Source organism: Bacillus sp. K2I17 (assembly GCF_002209985.1).
Classification (GTDB): Bacteria; Bacillota; Bacilli; order Bacillales; family Bacillaceae_G; genus Bacillus_A; species Bacillus_A wiedmannii.
On the sequence record NZ_NJGF01000001.1, the window covers coordinates 135,935 to 155,625 of the forward strand.

Sequence of the window (19,691 nt, forward strand, 5' to 3'; positions counted from 1 at the left end):
TAAAATAAAAAAAGACCTGCTTAGCAGATCTTTTCCCTGTATAAAACAAAAAAGGAGCATAAAAGCTCCTTTTCTTTTATCGTCTACGACGGTTACGTAAGAATGCTGGAATATCGATGTCATCTGAATCTGTATGACGCTCATGCACAACCGGCTCTTCACGTTTCATTTCACGCTTAACTTCACGTTGTTTTGAAGGTTGAGCTACTTGCTGTTGCTGTTGTTGCGTGTGATTCGCAGTCGGACGGATAATTGGTTTTGGTTGCTGCGTCGAAGCACTATCATCAAAACCAGTTGCAATTACAGTTACAACGATATCATCTTTTAATCCTTCATTAATAACAGAACCGAAGATCATATTTACTTCTGGATCTGAAGCTGAAGCTACAATGTCTGCCGCTTCTTGTACTTCATATAAGCTTAAGTTAGCTCCACCCGTAATGTTCATGATAACACCTTGAGCTCCATCAATAGATGTTTCTAATAATGGACTAGAAATCGCTTTTTTCGCAGCTTCAGCAGCACGATTTTCTCCATTACCAGAACCAATACCCATTAAAGCAGAACCTCTATTAGACATAATTGTCTTTACGTCTGCGAAGTCTAAGTTAATTAAACCTGGTGTTGCAATTAAATCAGAAATACCTTGAACACCTTGACGTAATACGTTATCTGCTTCACGGAATGCTTCTAACATCGGCGTATTTTTATCAACAATCTCTAATAAGCGATCGTTTGGAATTACAATAAGTGTATCTACATTTTCTTTAAATGCCGCAATACCAGATGCTGCTTGCGTTGCACGTTTACGTCCTTCAAATGTAAATGGACGTGTCACAACACCAACTGTTAATGCACCTAATTCTTTTGCAACTTGAGCAACAACTGGAGCTGCACCAGTTCCAGTTCCGCCGCCCATACCAGCAGTTACGAAGACCATATCCGCACCACGAAGTGCTTCTTGGATCTGTTCTTTACTTTCTTCTGCAGCTTTTTTCCCTACTTCAGGGTTTGCACCTGCACCAAGTCCACGTGTTAATTTTCCACCAATTTGCATTTTTGTTTCAGCTTTTGATAGATTTAATGCTTGTGCATCAGTATTCACAGCGATAAAGTCTACACCTTGTACACCGTGTTCAATCATACGGTTTACAGCATTGTTTCCGCCACCGCCGACACCGATAACTTTTATATTCGCTAATTGATCTTGAGTAGTATCAAACTCTAACATGTCGAAATCCCCCTAGAACCTCATTTTTCGTGTCCAATTTTAATCCCATAAATAACGGAATACACGTTTTACTTTTGACATCATACGTTCATCATTTTGATTATTATTGTTTTGATTACGAGTTTTTTGTTTCGCAGGTTGCTGTTGTACCGGCGTTGGTGCTGGTGCTGGTACTGGTTCAAAATGTTCTTGCTTTTCCTGCACATTTTTTCCACGTAATTTAGCTTTTTGATAAGAATGTTTAATTAATCCTACTCCACTTGTATATTGGGGCTCACGCACACCAATATAATCAGGAGTCGCTATACGAACATTTTCATGTAAAATATCATATGCAAGATCAAGAACACCCGGCATAGAAGCAATTCCACCAGTTAGTACATAGCCAGAAGCTACTTGCTTTACTCCTAACTTACGCACTTCATCTTGAACAAACATTAAAATTTCCTCTACACGAGCCTCTATTATATCCGATAATTCCAACTGAGAATATTGTTCTGTTTGATCGCTTCCCATAATAGGAACCGTAAACATCTCTTCTTCAGATGCTGTATCATAAAAAGCATGTCCATATTTCAACTTTATTTGATCTGCATTGTCTGTTGAAGTTTTCAACCCAATCGCAATATCCTTCGTTATATGGTCTCCACCTAACGGTAATACACTCGTCGCTTGTAACTCTCCATCTTTAAAAATAGATAAAGTTGTAGATCCTCCCCCCATATCAACAAGGGCTACTCCTCTATTTTTTTCATCTGAAGATATAGCAACTGTTGCAGCCGCTAAAGGTTGAAGACAAATATCAACTATTTCAAGACCTGCTTTTTCTACACAACGAAGTAGGTTATGTAGTAAAGTTCTCGAGCCTGTTATAAGTGTACCTTCCATTTCTAATCTTACACCGATCATCCCGCGTGGATCGTTAATCTCGTCAAGACCGTCTACGATGAACTGTCGAGGTACCACATCAATAAACTCACGCTCTGGAGCAATTGACACAACTTGTGCTGCATCTAGAACGCGTAAGACATCTTCATTCCCGATTTCACGATCTTCATTTGAAACAGCGACTACTCCGTGACAAGGAAGTAGCTGTACCTGGTTTGCATTGACACCTACTACAACTTGCTCAATGTGGATTCCCACCATGCGCTCAGCTTGTTCAATTGCTTTTTTAATTGATCGAACAGTCTCGTCTATATCAACTATCGATCCCTTCTTTAAACCATTTGATTTTACATTTCCAACACCAATAATGTTTAAGCTGTCATTAACCATTTCACCAATGATGACTTTAACATTGGATGTACCGATGTCAAGACTAACATATATTTCATTGCTGTTCATTCTTTGGCACCTCCTTCTTTATTTATACCATACAACTCAATATATGGAACAACAATCGCAACTTTACTATTTATAAGAAAAATATTCAACGTCTTTATACGTTTCCCTTTTTTAACCCTATATTTTTCTTATTTTTATTTAACATTCATTTAAGAATATCGCAGTAAACTGTGAATAACTGCTTATCTTGAAATAATTCTATTTCAAGTGTAAAGATTACCGCCAAGTATAAGTCTACACTAAGATGTACTCATAGAAAAGTGAAACTTGTACCAATCCTAGTATGAATCTAAGAATTTTTACATCTTTTTCATCAAATGAACCATTCTTGTAAATTCAGATGCATTCAATAGAACGTTCGTTTCGTTTTTTCTACAGGAACGTAGTAAAAACTATCGTTCTATTCTTTTTTTTCTTCCGCTCCTAATTCTTTCGTATATGCCCCTACTTCTAAATCAATTAATACCTTTTTACCCGGCTCAATTGTTTTTAAGATAAGCGGATAAGCTTCCATACGCTTTGCGAAATTTTGAATCGTAGTGCTCACTTCGTACCCTTCGTTCATATATAAAGTAAGATGATCTTCATTCGCATTCGTCGGTGAATAACGAATTTCAGAAATAGACCTTAAAATAGTTGGTGTTAATTTTTCAAGCTCAGCAATTAACTCCTTCATTTTTTCCTCTTTAAAAGGTTCAAAAATTGGTGCTGCAACAGGAAGTTTTCCGTTCGGAAGTACATCAAGTGTTTTCCCGTTCTCTAGTAACGGTTGTAATTTCCCATCTTTGTTTATATAACCAATCGTTAAATATTCTTCAATATGAACATCAATTTTATTTGGAAAACGTTTTTTTACATTTACTGCTTTAATTTCTTTTCGTTTCGTTAGGTTTTCTTCTGCTTTATGTGCTGTCACTCGGAAATAACTTGTATCATACGTCACACCTGATTCCTTCATCACTTGTTCATCTGTCATATAATGATTTCCAAACACACTTATCTTTTTGATATTGCTTAGCGGAGACCGAAAATAAATTAAAAAGAGCACTAATAAAAATAAAATTGATATGTATAAAATCAACCGATGATTAACATTTTTCTTGTTTTTCTTCTGTTGATTTTTTAACTTTGGTACACGATCCTGTAGTTTAATCACTTTACTATTTTTCATGTACGATCCCCCTACGTAACATAAAAAACGGCATGTTCCTCATGCCGTTCTTATCTTCTTATTATAACATAAATGATAATGAGCGGAACGAATAACCGTTATCTTCCAATGATTTCTACTTCTGTATGCATTTCTACGCCAAATTTATCCTCGATTGTTTGTTTTATTAATGCAATTAAAGATAAGACATCTTGCGCACTGGCTCCCCCAGTGTTAATAATAAAATTCCCATGCATTTCAGAAATTTGAGCTCCGCCTATTTGATAACCACGAAGCCCCGCCTTTTCTATTAAGTCTCCTGCAAAGTATGGGATTGGATTCCGAAATATGCTTCCTGCACAAGGATGATTCCACGGCTGTGTTTCACGACGGTAGTCTTTATTCTTTTGCATGACGCTTACGATTCCCTCACGCTCCCCTACCTGCAATTGAAACTCAGCTTCCAAAACAATACCAGGACGTTTCGTTTGCAATACAGAAGTACGATAGGAAAACTCCATTTCTTCATGTGTTAACCAATCAATTGTTCCGTTTTCAAACAAAATAAGAGCTTTTGATAATATGTTTGATATATCCGATTTATGTGCTCCTGCATTCATATACACTGCACCACCAACACTTCCTGGAATACCACTGGCAAATTCCAGGCCGGATAACCCTTGACGACTAAGTAAAGTTGATAATTTAATAAGGGGATACCCACTACCAACTCTTACTCTATGTTTTTCGACTTCTAAGTGGTCTAATCCTTCTCCTAAACGAATAACGACACCTTCTATACCTAGATCAGATACAAGAAGGTTCGAACCTCGACCAATTACAGTCCACTTTGTTTTATATTTTTTTACTAACTGCAACGTTTTTTCAATACTGGCAACATGCTTTGGCACAATTAAAATATCAGCTGGTCCACCTATTTTCATAGTGGTATAACACGCTAACGCTTCATTCACTAACACGCGACCAACATTTGCTTCTATAAGCTCATTTACTAATTGCTCCATAAACAATCTCCCCCATACTAAGTATCCTTATTACAGTAGTATGCAGGGCGTTCACCTAACGTTATTTTTTTACAAGCTTATTCATTACTTCATACAGCTTATTTGCTGCATCTGGAATACCTAATTGCCCCGCAGCCAGCTTCATATTTTGTAATGTTTGTGCATCCAATAAAATCTCATCAATATCACGAATAAGCGTTTCTGCTGTTAAATCTTTTTCAAGCAACATTTTTGCTGCTCCTTTATCGACAACGGAACGTGCATTCTTTTCCTGATGGTTATTTGTTACGTAAGGACTCGGTATTAACACACTTGGCTTACCTAACGCGGTTAATTCTGCAAGTGTTGTTGCCCCCGCTCTTGAAACAACAAGATCTACACCTGTAAGTACCTCTGGCATATTATGAATGAAAGGTTTAATAATAACATTATTCGGATTCCCTTTTTGCTTCACTGCTTCCATCACTTTGTCATAATGAACTTCACCTGTTACATACAATATTTCGTAACTTTTATTTCCAAACTGTTCAATTGCCTCTACGAAAGCATCGTTAATCGGTCTAGCCCCACGACTTCCACCAAAAATAAGTACCGATTTTTTAGGAAGAGATAAACCTACTGAACGTTTTCCTTTCATTCCATTCTGATCCATTACTTCTGATGCTCTTGGATTTCCTGTCATCACCACTTTTGACTGTGGAAAATGTTCTGCAGCCGCTTCAAAACAAACCGCAACTTTATCAACATAGCGGCTTAAAAATTTATTCGTTACACCAGGTACACTATTTTGTTCATGTACAATGGTTGGAATACCTAATTTTGCTGCAGCATATACAACTGGTCCACATACATATCCACCCGTTCCAATCACAATATCTGGATTAAAACGACGAATATATCGTTTACTATCTTGTACACCCTTTAGGAAACGCATCACCGTTTTCACGTTATCTAACGATATTTTACGCTTAAATCCACTTATAACAATAGATTGAAACGGTATGCCTGCTTTTGGAACGATCGTGCTCTCTAATCCACTCTCCGTACCAATATATAAAAACCTTGCTTCCGGATTTAATTTTTTTATTTCTCTTATTAGAGCAAGAGCCGGATAAATATGACCTCCAGTGCCCCCACCACTTACTAATACACGCACTACTAACTCCTCCGCTTCTCTTTTCTTATTTCAGTCGTATTTATTTCTATATACATCATGTTTCTTCGCGCACATACGAAAAACCCTGTCTTATAAAACAGGGTTTAGTAGCGAGAATGGCGACTTATATTTAATAATACACCTACTGCCATTAACATTAATGTCAAACTTGATCCACCATAACTTAAAAACGGCAAAGTAATACCTGTTACAGGCATCAATCCTGTTACAACACCAACATTAATCATTACTTGAATCGCAATCATCGCCACAATACCTACTGCTAAAAACGTACCATATAAATCTGGCGCTCCTAAAGCTATACGAATCCCACGCCATAATAATAGACTAAATAATAATAACACAAATGAACCACCAATAAAACCTAATTCCTCCGATAAGATCGCAAATATAAAGTCTGTTTGCGGTTCAGGTAAATAAAGAAACTTTTGTCTACTTTGTCCAAGTCCAAGCCCGAATAATCCACCAGGTCCAATTGCGAGTAACGATTGAATAATTTGAAATCCACTTCCAAGCGGATCTGACCACGGATCTAAATATGATGTAATACGTTTCATTCGATACGGTGCTGATGCAATTAGCCCTACAAATCCTGCTACACCAAGCAAACCAAACATTGCAAAGTGAAAGACCCTTGCCCCCGAGATAAATATCATAATAATACATGTCCCAACCATTACGGTTCCTGTGCCAAGATCTGGCTGTAACATAATCATCCCAAAAGCAAGAAATACAAAACTAAGAGCTGGTAGTAAACCACGTTTAAAAGAGGTAATTAATTTTTGTCGTTCCGCTAAAAATTTTGCTAAGAAAATAATCATCGCAAACTTCATAAATTCTGACGGTTGAATGGAAAATGCCCCGATTCCAATCCAACTTCGCGCCCCTCCTCGAACAAGTCCTACCCCAGGAATAAGAACAAGAATAAGAAGAATGAAGCAAACTAGCAAAATTACTTTTGAATACGTACGCCACACCCAATAATCAATTTTCATAATTAAAAACATAGCCACTACACCAATACTTGCAAATAGCAATTGCCTTTTTGCAAAAAAGAATGAGTCCCCCATTTTATAAGAGGCCCAAACCGCACTCGCACTATACACCATAACCATTCCGATTGTTAACAACGCAAGTGTAACGATGATGAGAATAAAATCAGGCGTTTTCTTCATTACCCATAAACACCACCTCTTTAGGCAGAAACTTTTGCCCTATGTAACAAAACATCAGTAGGTGTTAGCCTACTGATGTTTTGATTTACTTTATATAAGTTTATGCACAGCTTGTATAAAAATGTCTCCTCTTTCTTCAAATGTTTTAAATTGATCCCAGCTTGCACATGCTGGAGAAAGAAGAATTACATCGCCATCTGTAGAATGAGCATAAGCTTTCACTACCGCTTCATCTAAAGTATCGACACTTTCAATTGTATCTAATCCCGCTTTTTCTGCAGCTCTTACTAGTTTTGGAGCTGTTTGTCCAAATGTTACAATTGCTTTTACATTTTTGAAATATGGAATTAAATCATCGAATTCATTTCCACGATCAAGCCCACCTGCTAATAACACAATCGGTTGTGTAAACGCAGATAAAGCTTTCTCAGTCGCTAACATATTCGTTGCTTTTGAGTCATTATAAACCTTACGATTGTTAATAGTTGTTACATATTCTAAACGATGTTTTACACCTGTAAAACGTTTTAATACCACCGTAATCGCTTCATTAGAAACACCCAATAATTTTGCGATACTCATCGCTGCTAAAATATTTTCTAAATTATGTTGACCAGGTAAAACGATATCGCCTACTTCAACAACTTTTTCACCTTTAAAACAAAGAGCATTCTCTTTTATACACGCACCATCTTCAATTTCTTTCTTTGTCGAGAATAGTACTTTTTGCCCTTTACTATAAGCAGATAAAGCCATCACATCTGCATCATCTGCATTTATTACACTATAATCATTTTCTGTTTGGTTTTTAAAAATATTTGCTTTTGCTAAACCATATTCCTTCTTCGTCCCGTGATAATCTAAGTGGGCCTCAAATAAATTTAAAAACGCAGCAATTTTAGGTTGGAACAATTCTACTCCCATCAGTTGGAACGATGAAAGCTCTGTAACTACAACTTCATTTTCTTTTGCACCCTGTGCTACTTCACACGCTACAGTTCCTATGTTCCCTGCAATTATAGGATGCTTTTGTCCTTCTTTTAGCATTTCAAATGCAAGCATTGTCGTCGTCGTTTTACCGTTAGACCCCGTAATCCCAACAAATGGCGCTTCTGAAATACGATATGCTAATTCAACTTCCGTAACAATTGGGATTTGCTTTTCTTTCGCAGCAACTAATATTGGATTAGAATACGGGATTCCTGGATTTTTTACTACAAGAGAAATATTTCTCTCTAACAATTCTAAAGGATGACCACCGCATACAACGTCCATTCCTTTTGCTTGTAATTCTGCAGCAAGTACATTATCTGCTAAAGGCTTTCCGTCATTTACAATAACATTTGCCCCTAATTTTTGTAACAACGTAGCTGCTGCATAACCACTTTTTGCAATGCCTAATACAAGAATATTTTTATTTTGAAATTCAGTTACAGTTTTCAATTACATCCACACCCCGATATAAATTCCTAACACAGCTAATAAAAATCCTACAGACCAAAATGTCACAACAACACGCCACTCTGACCAACCACATAATTCATAATGATGGTGTAAAGGACTCATTTTAAAGACACGTTTTCCTGTTGTTTTAAAAGAAATGACCTGAATAATAACAGATAAAGTTTCCATTACGAATACTCCACCAATGATTACAAGTAGTAATTCTTGTTTTAATAAAATCGCTACAGCTGCAATGGCTCCACCTAAAGCTAAGGAACCTGTATCTCCCATAAACACTTTCGCTGGATTTGCATTGAATACTAAAAATCCAAGTACAGCTCCTACAACTGCCATACAGAATATCGCTACTCCAAATTGCTCTTGCGCTACTGCAATAATACTAAAAGCTCCAAATGCAATAGCAGCTGTTCCTGATAATAAACCATCTAAACCGTCAGTTAAGTTAACTGCATTTGATCCACCAATAAGCATAAATAATACAAGTACAAAATACGCCCAACCTAGTTCAAACTTAACATCTGTTCCCGGAATCATGATGTATGTGTGGAGCGCTTGCCCTTTTCCAATTAAAAAGAACGCAATAGCAATAACAAGCTGACCTACTAATTTTTGTTTTGATGTTAAACCAAGATTTCTCTTCTTAACTACCTTTATGTAGTCATCTAAAAATCCAATTAATCCGTAGCCAAATGTCACTAATAATAATAACGAAACCTCTGCACCTAAATGATTAAACTTAATCGCCATAATAAGTGAAGTTACCATCATAGATACATATATGACAATACCACCCATTGTAGGTGTCCCTGATTTTTTTTGATGTGACTTTGGTCCCTCATCACGAATACTCTGTCCGAACTTTAATTTCCTTAAAAATGGTATAAACAATGGCGAAAGGGCAACAGAAATTAAGAATGCTACCCCAGCCGTTACTAATAAACCTTGCTCAAGCACATGTAGTCCTCCTCTCACGTTGTTACTCTTCGTTGTTTAAACGCTCTGTAATTGCTTCTTTAGCGACTTCACGATCGTCAAAATGATGAACGTCTTTACCAATAATTTGATACGTTTCATGACCCTTACCAGCAATAATGATGATATCTTCAGCTTTCGCGTTAGCAATTGCATGGTATATCGCTTCTTTTCTATCAATAATTACTTCATAATTATTCCCATTTGCACCCTGCACCATATCATCTAAAATAGCCCCTGGCTCTTCACTTCTTGGATTATCTGAAGTGTAAATTGCATGAGTTGCATATTTTGTTGCAACACTTGCCATGATTGGTCTCTTTGTTCGATCTCTATCTCCACCACAACCGACGATGCAATATACATCGCCTTTTGCAAACTGTTTTGCTGTTTTTAATACATTCTCTAAGCTATCTGGTGTATGTGCATAATCAACAATAACTGTATAATTTTGTCCACCATCAACTACTTCAAAACGTCCTGGAACTCCAGCTAGTTGCTTTATTACATCAATAACCGTTTCTAAACTTACACCAGAAACAAGTCCTGCCGCTGTTGCCGCTAGTACGTTATATACATTAAATTTCCCAATCAATTTCATCGTAACATTTACACTTTCATACGGTGTTACAAGCGTAAATGTAGTTCCAGCACTCGTCATAACGATATCTTTGGCCATAATATCACTTGTTGTATCAATTCCATACGTTACAACAGTTGCCGCAGTACTTCTCATATATTCCGCAGTTACAGCATCATCGTTATTCAGTACCGCGTACTTTTCACGATCATGGTTATAACTATTGCCAAGTTGTGCAAATAGCAACCCTTTTGCATGTTTATATTCTTCCATCGTTTTATGATAGTCTAAATGATCTTGTGTTAAATTTGTAAACACTGCTACATCGTAATCACATCCGTGTACACGACCAAGATCTAAAGCATGTGACGAAACTTCCATTACTGTACTATCTACACCGTGCTCAACCATTTTTAAAAATGTCTGTTGAAGTGTTAGTGCATCTGGTGTTGTATTTTTCACCTCAAATGTTTCATCACCGATTTTCATATTAATCGTTCCAATTAGCCCCGTTTTATGACCATGTGCGCGCATAATCTCATCCATAATATGCGATGTTGTTGTCTTTCCATTTGTACCTGTAATTCCGATTAAATGTAACTTGTGTGTTGGTTGACCATAAAAATAATCAGCTAAAACCGCTAACGAACGAAAAGTGTTTTTCACAAGTACAACTGGAACGTCAACATCAATTGGTCTTTCCGCAACAATAGCAGCCGCTCCTTGTGCCGCTGCTTGCTTAGCAAAATCATGGCTATCAACCGTATATCCTTTCATACATACAAATAAGCTTCCCTCTTTCACTTTACGTGAATCAGCTTCTATAGATGTGATTTCTGGATTTTCTTTTGGAACAACTGGAAAATCATGCAAACATGATAAAAGTGTATGCAACTTCATTTCACTAAACCCTCTCTACATTGTGTATTTATCTCTTTTTTAATAAGCAACACGTTACCTCCTAAATATGTAAAATAGGAGGTAAGTGCTACTGTGTCTAATAAATAGACTTATTTATAATTGGGGCTCTTACAGCCTCAAATTAAGTAACTCTTCTATAAAGAACTCACTTCCACCAATTGTACCATAAAACGTACTAGGTTACCTTTAATTCCCGAAGTAAATTCTAATTTTTGAGCCTTCTTTCACTTTAGCTCCTGCTTCTGGGGATTGTTTAATTACTTTCTCTCCGTCTCCACTTATATCAAGCTTCAAATCGACGAGTTGTGTCTGTAAGTCTTTCTTTTTCATACCAATTAAATTCGGAACTTCCACAGTTGGTGTATCGCCCCATTTATATTCTCTCTCAACTTGTTCTTTTCTCGGTTTCACTCCCATAACAGGAAGTGCATCCCGAAGAATATTCCCAACAATTGGAGCTGCTACTACTCCACCAAATTGCGTTACACCTTTCGGATTATCAACAGCAACATAGACAACAATTTCCGGATCATCCGCTGGAGCAAAGCCGATAAAAGATACTATATAATTATTCTCTAAATATTTACCATCTTTCACCTTTTGAGCCGTACCTGTTTTTCCACCTACACGATACCCATCAATGAAAGCACCTTTACCAGATCCCTTTGCTACAACATTCTCTAATGCATACCGAACTTTTTCTGAAGTTTCCTTGGAAATAACTTTTCTTTTTTCCACAGGTGTCTTTTTACTTACAATTTGATTATTTTTCGGATCAATAAATTCCTTAGCTATATACGGTTGATACAATGTCCCACCATTTACAGCCGCTGCTACTGCTGCTACTTGTTGAATTGGTGTTACAGAAACTCCTTGACCAAATGAAGTAGTTGCTTGCTCGACTGGACCGACTTTATCTAAATTAAATAAAATCCCACTACCTTCACCTTGCAAATCAATTCCGGTTTTCTGTCCAAAGCCAAAATTACGAATGTATTTAAACAATCGGTCTTTACCAAGACGATCACCAAGTTCAATAAATCCTGGGTTACATGAGTTTTGAACTACTTCTAAAAACGTTTGGCTACCATGGCCTCCCGCTTTCCAGCATTTCAATCTAGCTCCACCCACTTCAGCTGCTCCATCATCATAAAACGTATCTTTCTCTAAGTCTACTAAATTTTCATTCAAGGCTGCTGCTAACGTAATGATCTTAAATGTTGAACCAGGCTCATACGTACTCCATACTGGTAAATTTCTATTATACACTTCTGGAGAAACACTTTGAAAATCTGCTGGATCAAAACTCGGCCGACTCGACATACCTAAAATTTCACCATTTTTCGGATTCATTGCAATCGCAATCATACCATCTGGATTATATGTCGACTCTGCAATATTCATTTCTCTTTCCATAATTCTATTAATACGTGCATCAATTGTTAAACCTAAATTCAAACCAGCTTCTGGTTTTTTGAAATCATCGCCAACATTAGGCATCCTTTGTCCTTTTGCATCTGCAAAAAAACGCACATGACCTTCATCACCATTTAGCTCTTTATCATAATATTTTTCCAGTCCCATAAGACCTTGGTTATCACTACCTGCAAACCCTAATACGTGTGATAAAAAGTTGCCAAATGGATAGTACCGGATAGAGTCCTCTGCGATATAAACACCTTTCAAACTTAATCCTCGTACCTCTTTCGCTTTATCATGTGATATTTTCCTTCCGCCTTTATCTAACCTTACAATTGATTCTTTTTTTGTAATTCTCTTATAAATCTCATCTTTTTCCACACCTAATACTGCAGCTAACTTCTCTGCAGTCTCTGCTGGTTTTTCAATTTGCCTCGGTACAACAAAGACAGTTGGGGCACTTTTATTCGTAGCAAGTTCCACACCATTCCGGTCTAAAATTTTCCCACGTTCAGGTTCAAAAGTAATATTTCGACTCCATGAATCCTTCGCACGATCCGTTAACATATTGCCAAGAAAAAATTGCACATATCCAAGACGAATATCGATGATAGTGAAAATAAGTATACCTGATATGAGTATAAAAATAAGTCGTTTTCTAACCGTTACATTTGATACACGCATATTGGAACAAGCCTCCCTTACGCCTAGCTTGTTCCAATATATGCTTGTACTTATTTAATTAGAACTTCTTCTCTTTTACCATTACTGTTCTTCTGCTTCTTGTTGTGGTTCAAGTGGCGGTACAAGCGTTACACCTAACTCTGTACCAGGTTGTAACAATGTTCCTTCTGCCACACTTTGTTCGGTTACGTATCCGGTACCAGTAGGTTTTAGGTTAAGCTTTAATGTTTTTGCTAAATTCATAACATCACGAAGCGCCCAGCCTTGTATATTTGGCATTGTAGGTTTATCTCCCACTAAGAAGACTCGGTCACCCTTCAATGTTTGTTCAGTCGCTTTCGGTACTTGCTGCTGTACTTTCCCTTCACCTAATACGATTGGACGAAGTTTTGCTTTATCAATAGCTTTTTTCGCTTCTTCCATCGTTTTTCCGGTTACATCTGGAACAGCAGTTTGCTGCTCTTTCACATATTTCTTCGGATCTTTCACTTCATTAGGCTTAATCTTTAAATACTCTAAACTATTCTTCGTTACATATTTAAAAATATCAGCTAAAGGTTGTGCGCCACTCTCATCATCTTTCAATTTCGGTTGTTTAACAGCTACATATACAACAAGTTGCGGATCATCCATAGGTGCCATACCTAAGAACGAGAATATATAATTCTCTCTCCCTGTCATATAGCCACCTTTTCCATCCGGAATTTGGGCTGTTCCTGTTTTACCACCAACTGAATAACCATCGACTTTATAAGCGGTTCCTGTTCCTTTCGGCGATGTAACAACACGTTCTAATAACTGTCTTACTTGCGCTGCTGTTTCTTTTGTAACAGGTTTTCCCACTTCTTCTGGCTTATGTTCTAATTTTACTTCCCCTGTTATTGGATTTACAATTTTATCAACTGTATAAGGCTTCATCATTTTTCCGTCATTTGCAATAGCAGTTGCAGCTTGCACAAGCTGCATTGGTGTTACAGTAGAACCTTGTCCAAAAGCTGTTGTTACTTGCTGTATTTGCTGATCGAATATAATTGTATTTGAACCTTCACCAGGTAAATCAATCTTCGTTTTTTCATCTAATCCAAAACTATGAATATATTTTCGGAATCGTTCTGGTCCAAGTTTTTGATCCCCTAAAATTGCAAACGCTACGTTGGAAGAGCGCTCTACCCCTTCATCAAATGTGATAGATCCCCATCCAGCGCCACCGTTATGATCTTTTATTTTTCGGTTTCCGACTTGATATGTACCAGACTGATAATAATCTTGTCCTTTGTACACACCTTCATTAATAGCTGCTGCTAGCGTGAAAATTTTCATTGTTGATCCAGGTTCAAATGCATTTGCAATTGCGTCATTATAAAAATATTTAATATCCTCTCGGTTCGGATCATAACTAGGTTTAGTAGACATTCCTAATATTTTCCCTGTTTTTGGATCCGCAACAATCCCTATTAAGCTTTCTGGTTCATAATGTTTACTCGCTTCTTTCATTGCGTCTTCTAAAAAACTTTGAATACGCTGGTCAAGCGTTAAATATACATTATCTCCATTTTTAGGTGCCTTTACATTCACTTTTCCGCCGTCAAGAGATACGCCTCTACGATCGCCTGTATAAGCTACTTCTCCGTTAGAAGCTCCTAAATACTTATCCAAACTCTTTTCTAAACCAAATTGTCCTATAGCAATCCCCTTATCATCAGGTCTCGCATGACCTACGACATAAGATGCGAAATCACCGTTTGGATATACTCTGGCATTTTCAGTAATAAAAGATATACCTGGCAATTTTAATGCTTCTATTTGATCTTTCTGTTCTTTCGTCAAGCCCTTACCTAATTTCCCGAATTCCACTTGACTTTTATCTTTATTTAACGCAGCTAAAATATCCTCTTCGCCTTTTCCAAGTACTCCTGCAATTTTCTTTGCAGTGTCCTCTTTATTCTCAACCGGCTTCGCACCTTTTAATTCCGCTACAAGTTTATAAGAGTTTGCATCTTGCGCTAATACATGACCATTTTGGTCATAAATCGTTCCTCGATTTGCTTCGAGAACTCCTGCTTTACTATGTTTTTGCTGAGCGAGTTTATCCAAATCTTGATTATGCACTGTTCCTGTTGCTTGTATGTAAAAAAATCGGGCTAATAATAGCAAAAAGAGCAGGAGGAATAAAATCATAAAATACCCTGCTCCCTTATTGGTATGAAATTTAGTCATATTTCTCTTCATTTTCCCTTCACACCTATTGCCTTATTTGAGGCCCTTCACATTATTCGCATTAATTTCTAGCCCGTGTTTTTTTGCAACTTCAGCGATTCGTTCATAGCGACTTAACTTCTCTACTTCAGCCTGTAACTCTTGATTTTCTTTTTGCTTCTGTACAATTTTTTGTTCTATCGTCGCTGCTTCTACATTAACTTGATAAAGGCCTGCTTTATTTCCAATAAACGCTACACAGGCATACAATAAAAAGCCAATAAATGCTACATACAACAGTTTTTCGATTCTTGTAATCTTCGCTTTAGCTTTTGGCTGAACCATCTGCTGTGGGGGCGTTTGAATCTGTATCTCTTCTTGCGCTTGTTGTTTGTACTTTACAGCTAAGTTACTCATACCTCTCTCCCCTTTTTATCGTTTTTCAGCGATTCTCAATTTCGCAGAACGCGCTCGATTATTTTCTTCTAACTCTATATCAGAAGGTAAAATCGGTTTTCTCGTAATAAGCTTTAATTTTGGCTTAAATTCATCAGGAATAATCGGTAATCCTGGTGGCAATTGTGGCGTTGTGCTATTTCGTTTAAACGTCGTTTTACAAATACGGTCTTCTAAAGAATGGAATGTTATAACACTAACTCTTCCGCCCGGTTTGACCATCTCAATTGCAGATTCCAACGCTTCTTCAAATACTTTCAATTCATCATTTACCGCAATACGGATTGCTTGGAACACTCGCTTCGCAGGGTGTCCACCCGTTCTACGAGCAGGAGCTGGAATACCCTCTTTAATTAGTTCTACTAATTCTCCTGTCGTTTCAATAGCTTTATTCTCACGATACGCTTCAATTTTCCTTACTATTTGTTTTGAAAATTTCTCTTCACCATACTGGAAGAAAATTCTTACAAGTTGCTCATATGACCAGCTATTTACAACATCATATGCTGTTAATGGGGCATCTTGATCCATCCGCATATCTAACGGTGCATCATGATGATAACTAAAGCCACGCTCTGGTGTATCTAATTGTGGGGATGAAACACCTAAATCAAATAAAATACCATCTACTTCTGTTATACCTAATTCCTGTAGTTTTTCAGATAAATAACGGAAATTACTTTTTACTGTTATGAACTGCTCACCGTATGAAGAGAATCTTTCTTTCGCATTTTGAATCGCTATCTCATCTTGATCAAACGCGATTAATCTTCCACCTTCAGTTAATTGGGATAATAAATAAGAACTATGTCCTCCTCCCCCCAGTGTACAATCTACATATGTACCACCTGGCTTTATATCTAAGCCGTCTACTGTTTCCTTCAAAAGCACTGTTACGTGTTTAAACATTGTTGCACCTACTCTTTTTCCAATTAATTATGTTGAATGCATCTCCTCCTCCAAACGCATATTTCACGATTAGAGAACGAAATACTATGAAAGAACGACTCATTTAACTTGCCTACAAAGGCAGCATACTATACAAATCGCTATTTTCTTTTATTATATACTAAATTTTATCATCTTTTGCGGGAATTTAAATAAAAAACTGTCGAAAAAGATGATAATACGTTTACATTTTGTGCTATTTTGTCATATATTTAAGTATCCTGCATAATTACGATATTCACTTTTTTAAAATTGATAATTCAGAAAAATTTCACTTCACAGTAAATTCAACAAGACAAAAATAAAATCCTGCTCCTAAGAGCAAGATTCTATAGTTTTATAACATGATGTTTTCCGTCCCAAGAAAACGATTTTTCCATTACACGATCAACGAAATCCAAACCAAACTGATTTAAATAGTAACATACATTCCACACACGCTCTTGCGGCGCCCCTAATGGACGAAGTGCAAATTGTATACGACGGAATTTATTTAGCTGTACTTCATGTTTTTTCTCAACATTTCTTTTCAACATTCTTTCCAACAGTTCAATTTGTTCATTAATTTTGAATTCATTTTTCCCTGCAAACGCACTTAATCCAGGATCTATTTTCTTCACAAACTGTTGTAATGACGTATGGATATCAATTATTTCTTTTTTCGCCTCTACAAATCGATTATCTATCGGTTCCTCTATTTGATTAGATAACCAGTTTTCACGCAACTTATCTACGTTATTTAAAAAAGGATCACTGTCTTGCAATTGCAAATCGTATAAATCTGTCGCTATATCCCTCTCTACATAAGTGATTGTAATACGCGGAACGACAGGCGGCATTTGGAAACCAATCGTATGGAAAACTTGTTGCAATTCACTCCAGTAAGCTAATTCCCCTGGTCCTCCAATAAACGCGAGCGTAGGAAATAGATACTCTTGCATAAGAGGGCGCGTTACAACATTATTACTAAAGCGTTCCGGACTTCTTTCCATCTCTTCCATCAATTCCTCATATGAAAAGGAATACGCTCCATCCTTCCCTACAAACTTCCCTTGATCGTCTTCAAGTAATACTCGCTCATTATCAATTTCCATGAATATATGTACTGCATTATACTTTGTTTCAATAATCGGTTTATATCCTAATTCTTTAATTATTTCCTGTTGGTTATAAAGCCCCTCTTGCACTTCTTTATACTTACCTATAATTTGCTTAAAAAACGGCACTTCTAATTTTCTTAATTCAGGATGATGCGAATCAACAAGAATTAAACCAGAATTAACGAACATTTTCATAATAAGATGGGCAAAGAAATCTACATACGTATTCGATTTCCCCAAAGAATCATCAATAAATTGCAGTACATCCTTTGTAAAATTCGTTTCAGGGTATGTTTTGAAAATTTCTTCAATCCACTTTCTACAGTCTTCCAAAGAAAGCTCGGACTCTGAAGCACTCGCCACTTTCGGATTACGGTCATGAAAAATAGTCTTTTTTATTTTTTTATTCTTCGTTACAAAAGTATGATTAATTTCATCCATATCATGGTCTTCACCAGCAATCCAGAAAACAGGAACGACTTTAACACCTAAACTTTCTTCCTTTTCCCTCGCAAGCTGTAAAACTGAAATAATTTTATGAATTGTATAAAGTGGTCCAGTTAATAACCCAGCTTGTTGTCCAGCTATAACAACATATGTATTTTCATCTCCAAGCGCTTTTACATTTTGAATCGTAGCTTCTCCCGCTTGTAATTTTGTATTATATTCTAATAAATGCGCTACTAAACCTTGGCGGAAAAACTCCCTCTCACGCAAATCATGTACACGCTGTTTAAAAGCATCTTCTGTTAACATATAGTCAAAACACGACTGTATCTCTTTTTTACCGTTCATATAGTCCGCTACAACACCTTGTTGCGGAACAGAGATTTCTTTTATCTCCATATAATTCTTCCTTTCGTATCCTGTTCTCTCACCAATCCACATTGTAGTCAATGTTGCACGTAAAAGCAAAGAATTACACTTATTCTTTTACTTCTAATCCTTTTATTGCATCGAACAAAAATTGCAGTGTCGGAACAGATCGTTGCTGTTTCTTAGCTTCTTCTAATACATATCCAACAATCGCACCGATTTCCGTTTGTCTATTTGCCCTTACATCTGCCAGCATAGATGATGTATTACGAGACGTTCTTTCACATACGTGACGTACCATTTTCCATACCATTTCTTTTTCTTCTTTAACAAGAAAAACGACTTCCTGAAAAACTTGCTCCATCAATCGATAAAAAAACGGGTTCGTAATCAACTCTCCGTTCTGGACTTGTAATAATGCTGTCAATGGATTGATACATACATTAACTACTAATTTTTTGTGCATGACATCCTTCCAATCATCTTCTATTTGAATCGGAAAATGAGGAAATGGAAAGCAATTAAATATTTTTTCAAAATGTATAGACTGGCCGTGCACGATTCCAAACTTCGTTACACCTATCCCCGTATGATAAACGATATGTCTTTCTTCTTTTTTTGCACCATGCTCTACAATCCCAACCGCAATATTTTCATTCCTTATTTGCTGCATAGCATGAAGGTGCGACATTCCGTTTTGCAAAAAGATTAATGAGGATTCCCCTCGCACAAAAGGTAGTATGTCAGTTATATGATATTGCTTAACAGCAATAAATATATAGTCTAGCTTCTGGTCTAGCATACTTTCTATTGGTAAAGCAGGTGGGAATACGGTTTCACGTTTTTCCTCCCTCATACAAGTTACACCCGTTCTATTCAATTCCTCAGCCTGTTTAGCTGTCCTTGTAAACAACGTAACATCTTGATTACTTTTTTGTAAATAAAATGCATATAACAGACCGATAGCTCCTGGTCCCACAACTCCGATTTTCATTTTCACACAAGGAACTCATATAAATACGTTACACAA

Annotated in this window: 15 protein-coding genes; all 15 read right to left on the minus strand. The window is 36.8% G+C overall.

The window, feature by feature from the left end; genetic code table 11:
* Positions 1-76: 76 nt before the first annotated feature.
* On the minus strand, positions 77-1,231 hold the full coding sequence (ftsZ, locus tag CER22_RS00725) for a cell division protein FtsZ (RefSeq protein ID WP_088608072.1): 1,155 nt from the start codon (positions 1,229-1,231) through the stop codon (positions 77-79).
* 39 nt (positions 1,232-1,270) lie between these two features.
* Entirely contained in the window at positions 1,271-2,578 is a 1,308-nt protein-coding gene (gene ftsA, locus CER22_RS00730; RefSeq protein ID WP_048546087.1) for a cell division protein FtsA, read from the minus strand.
* A 400-nt stretch (positions 2,579-2,978) separates the two neighbouring features.
* On the minus strand, positions 2,979-3,749 hold the full coding sequence (gene divIB / locus CER22_RS00735; RefSeq protein ID WP_000798232.1) for a cell division protein DivIB: 771 nt from the start codon (positions 3,747-3,749) through the stop codon (positions 2,979-2,981).
* 98 nt (positions 3,750-3,847) lie between these two features.
* Entirely contained in the window at positions 3,848-4,753 is a 906-nt protein-coding gene (gene murB, locus CER22_RS00740; protein WP_088608073.1) for a UDP-N-acetylmuramate dehydrogenase, read from the minus strand.
* A 61-nt stretch (positions 4,754-4,814) separates the two neighbouring features.
* Positions 4,815-5,909 carry an undecaprenyldiphospho-muramoylpentapeptide beta-N-acetylglucosaminyltransferase gene (gene murG, locus CER22_RS00745; protein ID WP_001265424.1) on the minus strand — a complete coding sequence of 365 codons (1,095 nt, stop codon included), beginning with the start codon at positions 5,907-5,909 and terminating at the stop codon, positions 4,815-4,817.
* A gap of 104 nt (positions 5,910-6,013) precedes the next feature.
* Entirely contained in the window at positions 6,014-7,105 is a 1,092-nt protein-coding gene (gene spoVE, locus CER22_RS00750; protein WP_000753516.1) for a stage V sporulation protein E, read from the minus strand.
* Between the two features lie 90 nt (positions 7,106-7,195).
* The gene (gene murD / locus CER22_RS00755) at positions 7,196-8,548 is read right to left on the minus strand and encodes a UDP-N-acetylmuramoyl-L-alanine--D-glutamate ligase (protein ID WP_088064307.1); all 1,353 of its coding nucleotides are present in this window, start codon (positions 8,546-8,548) and stop codon (positions 7,196-7,198) included.
* Positions 8,549-9,523, minus strand: a complete 975-nt coding sequence (gene mraY / locus CER22_RS00760; protein ID WP_088064308.1) for a phospho-N-acetylmuramoyl-pentapeptide-transferase — start codon at positions 9,521-9,523, stop codon at positions 8,549-8,551.
* Positions 9,524-9,545: 22 nt separating this feature from the next.
* The gene (gene murE / locus CER22_RS00765; RefSeq protein ID WP_048546093.1) at positions 9,546-11,021 is read right to left on the minus strand and encodes a UDP-N-acetylmuramoyl-L-alanyl-D-glutamate--2,6-diaminopimelate ligase; all 1,476 of its coding nucleotides are present in this window, start codon (positions 11,019-11,021) and stop codon (positions 9,546-9,548) included.
* A gap of 207 nt (positions 11,022-11,228) precedes the next feature.
* Positions 11,229-13,145, minus strand: a complete 1,917-nt coding sequence (locus CER22_RS00770; RefSeq protein WP_088064309.1) for a stage V sporulation protein D — start codon at positions 13,143-13,145, stop codon at positions 11,229-11,231.
* Positions 13,146-13,226: 81 nt separating this feature from the next.
* On the minus strand, positions 13,227-15,374 hold the full coding sequence (locus CER22_RS00775; RefSeq protein WP_088608074.1) for a penicillin-binding protein: 2,148 nt from the start codon (positions 15,372-15,374) through the stop codon (positions 13,227-13,229).
* Positions 15,375-15,395: 21 nt separating this feature from the next.
* Positions 15,396-15,758: a cell division protein FtsL gene (gene ftsL, locus CER22_RS00780; RefSeq protein WP_000067078.1), complete on the minus strand. Its 363-nt coding sequence runs from the start codon at positions 15,756-15,758 to the stop codon at positions 15,396-15,398.
* Between the two features lie 15 nt (positions 15,759-15,773).
* Positions 15,774-16,706, minus strand: a complete 933-nt coding sequence (gene rsmH / locus CER22_RS00785; protein WP_000472512.1) for a 16S rRNA (cytosine(1402)-N(4))-methyltransferase RsmH — start codon at positions 16,704-16,706, stop codon at positions 15,774-15,776.
* 368 nt (positions 16,707-17,074) lie between these two features.
* Positions 17,075-18,691, minus strand: a complete 1,617-nt coding sequence (gene bshC / locus CER22_RS00790; RefSeq protein WP_088608075.1) for a bacillithiol biosynthesis cysteine-adding enzyme BshC — start codon at positions 18,689-18,691, stop codon at positions 17,075-17,077.
* A gap of 79 nt (positions 18,692-18,770) precedes the next feature.
* The gene (gene panE / locus CER22_RS00795; protein WP_088064312.1) at positions 18,771-19,661 is read right to left on the minus strand and encodes a 2-dehydropantoate 2-reductase; all 891 of its coding nucleotides are present in this window, start codon (positions 19,659-19,661) and stop codon (positions 18,771-18,773) included.
* Positions 19,662-19,691: the final 30 nt, after the last annotated feature.

Coding starts and splice junctions, on each gene's coding strand:
- murB (WP_088608073.1), bottom strand. CDS start 4,753: ATGGAGCAATTAGTAAATGAGCTTATAGAAGCAAATGTTGGTCGCGTG.
- murE (WP_048546093.1), bottom strand. CDS start 11,021: ATGAAGTTGCATACACTTTTATCATGTTTGCATGATTTTCCAGTTGTT.
- spoVE (WP_000753516.1), bottom strand. CDS start 7,105: ATGAAGAAAACGCCTGATTTTATTCTCATCATCGTTACACTTGCGTTG.
- ftsL (WP_000067078.1), bottom strand. CDS start 15,758: ATGAGTAACTTAGCTGTAAAGTACAAACAACAAGCGCAAGAAGAGATA.
- CER22_RS00775 (WP_088608074.1), bottom strand. CDS start 15,374: ATGAAGAGAAATATGACTAAATTTCATACCAATAAGGGAGCAGGGTAT.
- rsmH (WP_000472512.1), bottom strand. CDS start 16,706: ATGTTTAAACACGTAACAGTGCTTTTGAAGGAAACAGTAGACGGCTTA.
- ftsZ (WP_088608072.1), bottom strand. CDS start 1,231: ATGTTAGAGTTTGATACTACTCAAGATCAATTAGCGAATATAAAAGTT.
- CER22_RS00770 (WP_088064309.1), bottom strand. CDS start 13,145: ATGCGTGTATCAAATGTAACGGTTAGAAAACGACTTATTTTTATACTC.
- ftsA (WP_048546087.1), bottom strand. CDS start 2,578: ATGAACAGCAATGAAATATATGTTAGTCTTGACATCGGTACATCCAAT.
- divIB (WP_000798232.1), bottom strand. CDS start 3,749: ATGAAAAATAGTAAAGTGATTAAACTACAGGATCGTGTACCAAAGTTA.
- bshC (WP_088608075.1), bottom strand. CDS start 18,691: ATGGAGATAAAAGAAATCTCTGTTCCGCAACAAGGTGTTGTAGCGGAC.